Genomic DNA, 10,182 nt, shown 5'->3' on the forward strand with positions numbered 1-10,182 from the left:
GCAATCGGGCTTCAGTAGACGTCACGCAGGTAGCGCCGCTCGTCCCGCAGGGATTTCAACCAGTCCTCGGCGTCCTCGCGGCCGCGAGCGCCGTGCTCGACGACGATGTCCACGAGTGCCTGATGGACATCCGGCGCCATGCGCTGGGCATCGCCGCACACGTAGATGGCCGCGCCTCCCTCCAGCCAGGCGTAGAGCTCCTTGCCCGACTCGCGCAGGCGCTGCTGCACATAGACCTTCTCCGCGGTGTCGCGCGAGAAGGCGACCGACAGCCGGTGCAGCGTCTTCTTCTTCAACGCCTCCAGCCACTCCGTCTGGTACAGGAACTGGGTGCGGAAGTGCTGCTCGCCAAAGAAGAGCCAGTTGCGGCCCTTCGCGCCGGTCTCCGCGCGCTCCTGGACGAAGCCCCGGAACGGCGCCACCCCCGTGCCCGGACCAATCATCACCACGTCCCGCGCGCCGTCCTCCGGGAGCCGGAAGCGCTCGTTGCGCTCGACGAAGACGCGGACCGTGTCCGTCCCGTCCACACGCGTGGCCAGGTGGTGGGACGCCGTGCCCAGGTGCCGCGCGCCGAAGGCGGTGTAGTCGACCACCGCCACCGTCAGGTGCGCCTCCGCGCCCACGCGCTTGGGGCTCGACGCAATCGAGTAGAGCCGAGGCGTCTGCTTCCTCAACGCGAGCACCAGCTTCGTCGCGCTCCAGGGGGTGGGGTGCTGACGGAGCACATCGATGACCTGGTGCGAACGGAGCAGCGCACGGAAGGACTCCGAGCCCCGCGGAGACAGCAACGCGCCGAGCTCCTCGCTGCCGCCGAGCGCGGCCTGTCGCTCCAGGAATGGACGGCTCAGCCGTGTCAGCTCCAACTCCTCCGTCAGCCAGTGGCCGAGCGGCCAGGTCTTCCCATCGCGCGTCACCGGCTCCGAGCCATCGAGGCGCAGCGTGGTCAACACCGCCTCCACCAACTCGGGACCATTCGGTGCCCACACCCCGAGCGCGTCGCCCGGGGTGTACTCGAGGCCCGAACCCTCCAACGACAGCTCCACGTGGCGCACGTCCTTGAGCGCGCCGCGCCCCGTGATTCGCTGGTTGGCCAGCACGGGCGCTGCGAACGGAGCCTGCTTGCTGACGACGGGGGCTGTGGAGCTGCCTCGCAAGGGAACGACGGTGGCGACGACGGGCGTGTGAGGCTCCAGCGCTTCCCGTGCGCGCTCCAGGGTCTGGTCCAGCCAGCCGGAGGCCACGGGCTCGAAGTCCAGGTCGCAGTCGGCGCGCGCCGCCAGCCGTGAAGCGCCCAACTCCGCCAGTCGCTCGTCGAGCTGTCGTCCCACCTCGCAGAACTTCGGATAGCTGGAGTCACCCAGCCCGAGCACCGCGTAGCGCAGCCCTTCCAACCGGGGCGCCCGCTTGCCCAGGAGGTGCTCGCAGAATCCGCGCGCGTCGTCGGGCGGGTCTCCATCGCCCTGCGTGCTGATGACCACCACGAGCAGCTTCTCCCGGGCCAGCTCCCGCACCGGATACTCGCTGGCTCTCACCAGGCGCACCGGCAACCCGGCGCGCTCCGTCTGCTGCTTGAAGCGCTCCGCGAGCAGGCGGCTGTTCCCCGTCTGCGTCCCGTAGACGATGGTGAGCGGCGCGACGGAGGGGTCCGCCGGTGGCGCGGCGTGAGTCACCGGTTGCACGCTGGGCGCGCGTGTCGCGAGCCCCGCGGCGTAGCCACTCAGCCAGTGCAGGGCCGAGGCATCCAACCCCTCCACCAGACGCAGCAGTTGCGTGCCCCGCTCCGCGCCGAGCAGCGCGTCGACGAAGGGCGGTGTCGGAGTCATGCTCCCTGGAGACGAGACGCTCATGACCCGACCTCCGACGTCAGGTACTCCACCCATTGCTCCAAGGTCTCGGTGTCGTCCAGCTCCCGCCACTGCGTCCGCGCCTCCTGGGCCTCCTCGCGCAGCACACGGCGAAGCTGGGGCGCGTCCGCGTGGACCAGCGCCAGCAGCCCCGCGCGTGACAGGGCGAGCGCGACCTCCACATCGCCCGCGACGGTCGCCACGACGCGGCCGAGGTCGAACAGCCTGCGCTCCAGCGCGAAGGCGCGACCCGCGGCCTCCGGTGTCGAGGGAAGCAGGACGATGGCGCCGGCCTGTCCCAGCCGCTGTTCACGCTCGGCCAGGGACACCAGCGACGTGCCCGTGCGGGACGCGGACTCGGCCGGGCCCAGCACCATCCCCGCGCCCACCGTGTCGTGGGTGAGGGCGTCGATGACGATGAAGGCGCCCGTGCGACGGTTCTCCTGGTACGCGTCGCACAGGAGCGGGCGGCGGCACACCAGTCGCACGCGGCCGATGTCGTTGAGCGCGAGCGCCTCCGCGGGCGCCTCCGACAGGTCCTCCAGCTCCTTGCGCCACAGCACGCGCTCGACTTGCGCGGGGGTGGTGCGGGTGCCCTGCTTCACCAGGTAGCGGCGCGTCGCATCCAGCGGCTGCTCACCGAACCACACCAGCATGGCGTCCAGGTGCTGCAGGGACAGCGGCGGCTGGTCCACGTGGGAGAGCACGTCGCCCCGGCTCACGTCCACGTCGTCCGAGAGGCGCAGCGTGACGGACGCGGTCGCCGAGGCGTCCTCGCGCGGACCGTCGAACGTGTCGATGGCCTCCACCCGGGTCCTGCGTCCCGAGGGGAGCACCTGCACCTCGTCCCCCACGCGCACCGTGCCCGAGGCGACCTGTCCCGCCAGCCCTCGATAGTCCTGGTGCGGTCGAATCACGTACTGCACGGGGAAGCGGAACGGCGCGCCGTCCAGCCGGCGCTGATGCGGCAGGGACTCCAGCCAGCTCAAGAGCGTGCCGCCCTCGTGCCAGGGCGTGTGCGCGCTGGGGCGGGTGATGTTGTCGCCCCGGCTCGCGCTGACGGGGAACAGCCGCACGCCCTCGAAGCCCAGGGTGCGCGCGAAGTCCGCCAGCTCGCTGCCGATGCGCTCGAAGGTGGCGCGCTCGTAGCCCACCAGGTCCATCTTGTTCACCGCCACCGCGAGGTAGGGGATGCCCAGCAGCGAGGCGATGTACGCATGTCGCCGCGTCTGCGGCAGCACGCCCAGGCGCGCGTCCACCAGGATGACCCCCGCGTCCGCGGTGGAGGCCCCCGTGGCCATGTTGCGCGTGTACTGCAGGTGTCCCGGCGTGTCCGCGATGATGATCTTCCGGCGCGCCGTGGACAGGTAGCGGTAGGCGACGTCGATGGTGATGCCCTGCTCACGCTCGGCGCGCAGGCCATCGGTGAAGAGGGAGAAGTCCAGCTCCTCCTCGTCCCCCCCGCCGGCGGCGGCCTTGAGTCCCTGGGCCAGTGCCTCGGTGCGCGCGGCGGCGGCCCGCTTCGCGCTGGCCTTTCGCACGGCGGAGATCTGGTCCTCGAACAGCCCATCGCATTCGTACAGGAGCCGGCCGATGAGCGTGGACTTCCCATCGTCCACAGAGCCCACCACCGCGAGGCGCAGCAGGGCACGGTGGGCGTGCTCGTCGAGCAGGCGCTGGAGGTCGGGCTCGCGTGGAGCCTGGAGTGCGGTGTCCATCAGAAGTACCCCTCGCGCTTCTTCAGCTCCATGGAGCCTTCTTCGTCGTGGTCGATGAGCCGGCCCTGGCGCTCGGACTGTCGGGCGTGGACCATCTCGTGGATGACGGCCTCCACGGTGGTGGCCGAGGACTCGATGGCGCCGCTGAGCGGGTAGCAACCCAGCGTCCTGAAGCGCACCTTGCGCGGCGTGGGCTTCTCGCCGGGGCGCAGGCGCATGCGCTCGTCGTCCACCATCAGCAGGGTGCCGTTGCGCTCGATGATGGGCCGCTCGGCGGCGAAGTAGAGCGGCACCACGGGGATTCGCTCGCGCAGCACGTAGTGCCACACGTCCAGCTCCGTCCAGTTGGACAGGGGGAAGACGCGCATGCTCTCGCCCGCGTCGACGCGGCCGTTGTAGAGGTTCCACAGCTCCGGACGCTGACGGCGCGGGTCCCACTGACCGTGCTTGTCCCGGAACGAGAACACCCGCTCCTTGGCGCGGGACTTCTCCTCGTCGCGGCGGGCCCCACCGAAGGCGGCATCGAAGCCGTGAAGCGCGAGCGCCTCCAGCAGTGCCTGCGTCTTCATCGCGTGCGTGTACTTCTGGCTGCCGTGGTCGAACGGGTTGATGCCCTCGGCGAGCGCCTTGCGGTTCTGGTGCACCAGGAGCTTCAGCCCGTGCCGTGCCACGAAGCTGTCCCGGAACGCGTACATGTCCCGGAACTTCCACGTGGTGTCCACGTGCAGCAGGGGGAAGGGCAGGGGCGCGGGATGGAAGGCCTTGCGCGCCAGGTGCAGCAGCACCTGCGAGTCCTTGCCGATGCTGTAGAGCATCACCGGGTTGGCGAACTCGGCCACCGTCTCCCGGAGGATGTGGATGCTCTCCGCCTCCAGCTCCTCCAGGTGTGTGGCGCGAGCGTGTGTCGTGTCAGTCATGTCCGGCCTCCGCCCGACGAGGAAGGGGTTGCTCCGGCGCCGAGTCACCGCGCGCGGTGAGTGAGGCGAGCCGCGCGCGCAGCGAGACCACCTCGCCCACGACCAGGAGCGCCGGGGAGCCGAGGCCCGCTTGCCGTGCCTGTCGGGCCACGTCTCCCAGCGTGGCCTCCACCACGCGTTGATGCTCCCAGGTGCCTGCCTCCACCAGCGCGGCGGGGGTCGTCGACGCGCGGCCCGCGGAGATGAGCGCTGTGGTCGTCTCCTCCAGCCGCTGCCCGGCCATGAACAGCACCAGTGTCTGGGCGCGTGCGAGGAAGGACCAGTCCGGCGCGCCTCCCGCGCGGAAGGCGGTGGCGAACGTCACCTCGCCGGACAGGTCCCGATGGGTGACGGGGATGGCCGCGGAGGCGGGGACGGCGATGCCCGCGGAGAGGCCGGGCACCACCTCGTAGGGGATGCCGGCGTCCTCCAGCGCGAGCGCCTCCTCCGCGCCTCGCCCGAAGACGAACGGGTCTCCGCCCTTGAGCCGCACCACGGCGCGACCCAGCCGGGCCTGCGCGATGAGCACGGCGTGGATGTCCTCCTGTCGGACGGAGTCGCCTCCGCCCTCCTTGCCCACGTAGATGAGCCGCGCATGGGGACGCGCGTGCTCCAGGACTCCGGGGTGGATGAGCCGGTCATGCACCACCGTGTCCGCTTCGCGCAGCAGGCGCGCGGCGCGTAGCGTGAGCAGCTCCGGGTCTCCCGGGCCCGCGCCCACCAGGTACACGCGACCTCTCGATGACTCCTTCATGTGGGCTCCCCCGACGACTTCCAGTGCTTCAATTCCGTGCGCAGCCGCGCGAAGGCCCGCGCCTGCTCCCCGCGCGCGAGCAGCACGCCCAGGTCTCCCTCCGCCAGTCGCTTGAGCAGCAGCTGGCGACGAGGGCCCCTGGGAAGCTGCCGCCTCAGCCACCCGCTCAGCCTCGCGAGCAGCACGTGGTGGGGCGCGATGTGCGCGGCGAGGACGCGTCGCAGGTGCCTCGCCAGCGCGGGGGCCTGCCCGGCGGTGGAGACGGCCACGGTGATGGGGCCACGGCGCTCCACCGAGGGCAGCGTGAAGTCACACAGCTCCGGCTCGTCCGCCGTGTTGACCCAGAGCCCGCGCGCCCGCGCCTCGGTGACGATGCGCTGGTTCACCGAGGCGTCATCGGTGGCCGTCAGCACCAGCGTGTGGCCCCGCGTGTCTCCGTCTTCATAGGTGCGTGGCACCCAGTCCAGCCGGCCTTCTCCGGCCAGCTTCGCGAGCGTCTGTGTGACGGTGGGCGCCACGAGCTGGAGGCGTGCGCCCGCCTCGAGGAGGGCCAGGGCGCGACCCTCGGCGACGGCACCACCTCCGACGAGCAGGACGCGGCGGCGCTCCAAGCGGAGGCAGATGGGATAGTCGACAGGAATGGCGGTCGTCATGGTGTGGCCTCGGTTCATCGGACGGGGTGGAGGCCGCATTCGCTGTGCTCGCGTGCCTCCCACCACCAGCGGCCCGCGCGTTCGTCTTCGTACGGCTTCACGGCGCGGGTGCAGGGCGCGCAGCCGATGGAGGGGTAGCCCCGGTCATGGAGCGCGTTGTAGGGGACGCCGTTCTCCTGGATGTAGGCCCAGACCTGCTGCCGGCTCCACGCCGCCAGGGGGTTGAGCTTGAGCAGCCCGCCATGCGCCGAATCGAGCTCGACGACGGAGACGTCCGTGCGGTTGAGGGACTGCTCGCGGCGCAGGCCCGTCAGCCACGCCTCCCTGCCATGCAGCGCGCGACGCAGGGGCGCGACCTTGCGGATGGCGCAGCACTCCTTGCGTGAGGCCAGGTCCTGGCGGAAGGAGAAGTAGCCCCGCGCGGACTCGAGCGCCTCCACCTGGGCGCGCTCGGGGAAGTACGTCTCCACCTCGATGCCGTAGCGCCTGCGGACGACCTCGATGAGCTCGTAGGTCTCGGGAGGCAGCCGCCCGGTGTCGAGCGTGAAGACGCGCACGCCGGGCGCGTGCTTGCGCGCCAGGTCGATGAGGACCATGTCCTCCGCGCCGAAGCTGGAGGCGATGGCCGCGCGTGAGCCGAGCCGCTGCTCCACCCATTCGAGGAGCGTCTGCGCGGTAGCTTCCCCGAGGGCGGTCGCCTCCGAGAGCAGCGGGGGGATTGCGGGTGAGGTGGACTGCGCGGAAGACACGGTGGGCTCCTGGGGAAAACAAAAGGCCCGCGCCTCTTTCGAGGGCGGGCCGCGCGAGCAGGTCAGGGGATGGATGGGACGGCTATCCACTCCTCGAGGCTCGTGGGCCGCCCGGAGGCGGACACACCACGCACGCACACGCCAGACAGCGACAGGCGGCCTTCACGTCAGCGCACGCGGACGCGCGGGCCCGCTGGAGGGCCGGCGACATGGCGGAGGGCTGGAGGAAGGCAAGGCGCATGGAGGAGCGACGAAGGGGGAACAGCGGTGTGCGGAAGGGGAGCGCCGGACCTCGGGGCGAGGTGGCGCTGGGCGAGGCACGAGGACTCAGGCAGCGTCCGACGCGCGCTTCAACAGCCCAGGCCCGAGCGGGCACAACAGGCACACCCCTGACAGCAGCGGCGGAACGGCGCGGCCATCGAGGTGGAAGGCATCAGCACGAAGCGCAAGCTAACGGCTGACATGGTGAGCCGTCAACCCACGCTCCGCTTCACGACTCGTGAGCCCCACCCGCGCGTCGTGGCAGGGCATGTGGCCCCAGGTGGGTGGACGTCGTGGCGCGCTCCAGGGACGCGGGGGCGTCGAGTCGCAGCGCCGAGCGGTCCAGCTCCGAGAGCCGCGGGCGGCCCAGCAGCGCGAGCGTGCGGTCGACCTCGGCGGTGAGGAGGTCCAACGCCTGCTCCACGCCGGCCTGTCCGTTCGCGGCCAGACCGTAGAGGAAGGGGCGGCCCACCATGCAGGCGCGAGCGCCCAGGGCGATGGCCTTCACGATGTCCGAGCCCCGGCGGATGCCGCCATCGAGGATGACCTCGGAGCGGCCCTCCACGGCGTCGACGACCTCGGGAAGCACGTCGATGGCGGCGGGGAGGAAGTCGAGCTGTCGTCCGCCGTGGTTCGACACGACGAGCGCCTCGACTCCGAGCGACACGGCCTTGCGCGCGTCCTCCGCGCACGAGATGCCCTTGAGCACGAGGGGGCCGGGCCAGATGGAGCGCAGCCACTCGACGTCCTTCCACGTGACGGCGGGGTCGAACTGGCTGTTGGTGAAGCGCGCCACGCCCACGGCGTTCGCCTGGGTGAGCGCGGGGTGGTCCACGAAGTTGCCGAAGGTGGCGCGTGGGCTGGACGTCATGCGCAGCACCCAGCCGAGGTGGCGCAGCACGTCCATCACGTTGGAGAAGTGCAGGCGCGGCGGGACGGTGAAGCCGTTGCGCCGGTCCTGCTCCCGGTTGCCCATGACGGGCACGTCCACGGTGAGGCACAGCGCGCGGTAGCCCGCGGCCTTCGCGCGCTCCACGAGGGACTGCGTGACGCTCCGGTCCTTCCAGACATAGAGCTGGAACCAGAGGGGCGCGGAGGACGCGGCGGCGACCTCTTCAATCGTCCCGATGGACATGGTGCTGAGCGTGAAGACGGCGCCCCGGCTCGCGGCGGCCTTGGCGGCCAGCTCTTCTCCACGGGGTGCGAGCAGGCCCGCGAGCCCCGTGGGGCCGAGGATGATGGGCGTGGCGAGCCGCTCACCCAGGAGCGTGACGGAGTGGTCGATGACGCTCACGTCCACGAGCGAGCGGGCACGGAAGAGATAGCGCTCGAAGCTCCGTCGATTCGCGTCGGCGGTGAAGCCGTCGTCCGAGGCGCCCTCGACATAGTCGAAGACGGTCCGGGGCAGCCGCCGCCGCGCGCGCTGACGCAGGTCCTCGATGCTGACGCTCACGATGCGGGCTCCCGGGAAGCGACGACGCTTCCGAGGATAGCAGCCCTGGCTTGGACTGCGTCACCCAGGCGACGAGCCGCGGGGTTACTCGTCAAGCTCCGTGCGCGAGCGGCTCCCGGGCTCGAACCCCAGAGCCAGCTCCTTCAGCTCGAACGTCAGCTCGCGGATGGGAAAGGGCCGCACGTTCCCGAGGACAATCACGGTCAGTCGGTCCTCGGTGTAGTGGTGGAGATTGGAGAGGAAGCCATCCATCGAGCCTCCGTGCCGCACCAGCACGCCGCGCTCCTGGACGCCGGGGCCTCGCTGGTAGGGCTGAATCCGGAAGCCATAGCCGTAGTAGCCCTGCTCGCGCGTCCCTCCTGTGAACAGCCGCGTCCTGCTCTCCGCGGAGAGCCACTTCACTCCGAAGAGCGCCTGGGCCCAGGTGTACAGGTCATCGACCGTCGCGTAGATGTCGCCCGAGCCCAGGGCATAGGAGACGTTGTTCTCGTCGCGTGAAACGCCCAGCAAGCCCTTGGCGTAGCCGAATGACCGCTTGGGCGGGACGTTCGTGGCGCGCTCGATGCCCGAGTCCGACATCGCGAGCGGACCGAAGGTCTTCGCCTGGAGCACCTGCGCATGGGACCTCCCCGTGACGGCTTCGATGACGAGGGCCGCGAGGTGGTAGTTCAGATTGGAGTACTCGTACTTCGTTCCAGGCTTGAACGAGAGTCGCGCGGTGTTGATGAGCCGCAATATCTCCTCGGAGGAGACATCCGTCTTGGACTCGCGCTCCACCAGGGAGTCCAGGTGCGTGGGCAGTCCGGACTGCTGCTTGAGCAGCAGGTGGAGCGTCAGGCTGTTGCCCAGGTCGGCGCGCAGCTTCGGGAGGTAGCGCGAAATGGGCGTCTGGAGGTCCAGGGTGCCATCCTCCACCAACTGCATCACCGTCACGGCGGTGAAGGACTTGGTGAGAGAGCCGATGAGGAACTGGGAGTCCACCTGATTGGGGCGCTTGCCCTTCTCGTCCGCCAGTCCGTACGCGGCACGATGAATCACCTTCCCGTCCTTCGCGACGAGCACCGCGCCGCGAAAACCCTCCTTGTCGACATAGGTCCGGAGGTGGGCGTCGAGTTTCGCGGCGACGGGGTCCTGGGGCGCGGCCCCCAAGCAGAAGGACGCGAGGGCGAGGACAGAGAGGAGGGCCATGTCGTTTCACCCGCCCTAGTTGTTGGACCAGATGACGGAGGCGATCTTCCAGCCCGAGTCCGTGTTCACCAGGTGCCAGCTCTCCTGTCCTCGGTTGATGACGCGGTCATCGAAGAGGAAGGTGAACTCGAAGGAGACCGAGGCGATGGTTCCGTCCGTGTCGATGCGGACGTTGATGAACTTCTCCTCGCTGCGCCCCTTGTCCGCCACGATTCCGTCGATGAACCGCGTCGGAGTCTCGCGTGCCGTCAGATTGATTCGGGTCGCCTGGGGGTTCTTCTGACGACGGCGCTTCATGAGCTCGTCGCCATCGACGGACTGCCAGGTGATGTCCTCGCGCAGGAACAAGCCGAGGAACTTCTTCTTGTCCTTCTGGAGGATGGCGTCGCGGAAGTCGTCGACCACGGCGGTGATCTGCTGACGCGCCGCGGTGGTGTCCTTGGCTGTTGCTTGCGCGAAGGCGGGCAGCGACACGAGACAGGAGAGCAGCAGGAGAGACAGCTTCACGCGGGCTCCGTGACAGGACGGCGGGGTGTGTTCGCGCGGCGGACCTGGAAACCCAGGGCCGCCGCGCTTATTCCGTCGTGTCGCGCCTGACGGGAGACG

General features: G+C 70.1%; 9 protein-coding genes. All 9 read right to left on the reverse strand.

Going from position 1 to position 10,182, the window contains the following annotated elements; genetic code table 11:
- Positions 1–11: 11 nt before the first annotated feature.
- Positions 12–1,847 carry an assimilatory sulfite reductase (NADPH) flavoprotein subunit gene (locus AC6JA9_RS14425; RefSeq protein WP_497959948.1) on the reverse strand — a complete coding sequence of 612 codons (1,836 nt, stop codon included), beginning with the start codon at positions 1,845–1,847 and terminating at the stop codon, positions 12–14.
- Positions 1,844–3,562: a GTP-binding protein gene (locus AC6JA9_RS14430; protein WP_497959949.1), complete on the reverse strand. Its 1,719-nt coding sequence runs from the start codon at positions 3,560–3,562 to the stop codon at positions 1,844–1,846. Before AC6JA9_RS14430 ends, AC6JA9_RS14425 begins: the two co-directional genes overlap by 4 nt.
- Complete coding sequence (gene cysD / locus AC6JA9_RS14435) at positions 3,562–4,479, reverse strand: sulfate adenylyltransferase subunit CysD (protein WP_497959951.1); 918 nt, start codon at positions 4,477–4,479, stop codon at positions 3,562–3,564. Before cysD ends, AC6JA9_RS14430 begins: the two co-directional genes overlap by 1 nt.
- Positions 4,472–5,272, reverse strand: a complete 801-nt coding sequence (gene cobA / locus AC6JA9_RS14440; protein WP_473571518.1) for a uroporphyrinogen-III C-methyltransferase — start codon at positions 5,270–5,272, stop codon at positions 4,472–4,474. Before cobA ends, cysD begins: the two co-directional genes overlap by 8 nt.
- Complete coding sequence (locus AC6JA9_RS14445) at positions 5,269–5,925, reverse strand: precorrin-2 dehydrogenase/sirohydrochlorin ferrochelatase family protein (RefSeq protein WP_223751312.1); 657 nt, start codon at positions 5,923–5,925, stop codon at positions 5,269–5,271. The genes cobA and AC6JA9_RS14445 overlap by 4 nt, the downstream gene beginning before the upstream one ends.
- A gap of 14 nt (positions 5,926–5,939) precedes the next feature.
- Complete coding sequence (locus tag AC6JA9_RS14450; RefSeq protein WP_497959952.1) at positions 5,940–6,578, reverse strand: phosphoadenylyl-sulfate reductase; 639 nt, start codon at positions 6,576–6,578, stop codon at positions 5,940–5,942.
- A 586-nt stretch (positions 6,579–7,164) separates the two neighbouring features.
- Positions 7,165–8,388: an alpha-hydroxy acid oxidase gene (locus AC6JA9_RS14455; RefSeq protein WP_223785117.1), complete on the reverse strand. Its 1,224-nt coding sequence runs from the start codon at positions 8,386–8,388 to the stop codon at positions 7,165–7,167.
- A gap of 84 nt (positions 8,389–8,472) precedes the next feature.
- A complete protein-coding gene (locus tag AC6JA9_RS14460) occupies positions 8,473–9,576 on the reverse strand; it encodes a serine hydrolase domain-containing protein (RefSeq protein ID WP_497959954.1) in 1,104 nt (367 codons plus the stop codon).
- A 15-nt stretch (positions 9,577–9,591) separates the two neighbouring features.
- Positions 9,592–10,083: a Cif family virulence factor gene (locus AC6JA9_RS14465; RefSeq protein ID WP_223751316.1), complete on the reverse strand. Its 492-nt coding sequence runs from the start codon at positions 10,081–10,083 to the stop codon at positions 9,592–9,594.
- Between the last annotated feature and the right edge of the window lie 99 nt (positions 10,084–10,182).

The organism is Myxococcus sp. MH1, from assembly GCF_059738865.1.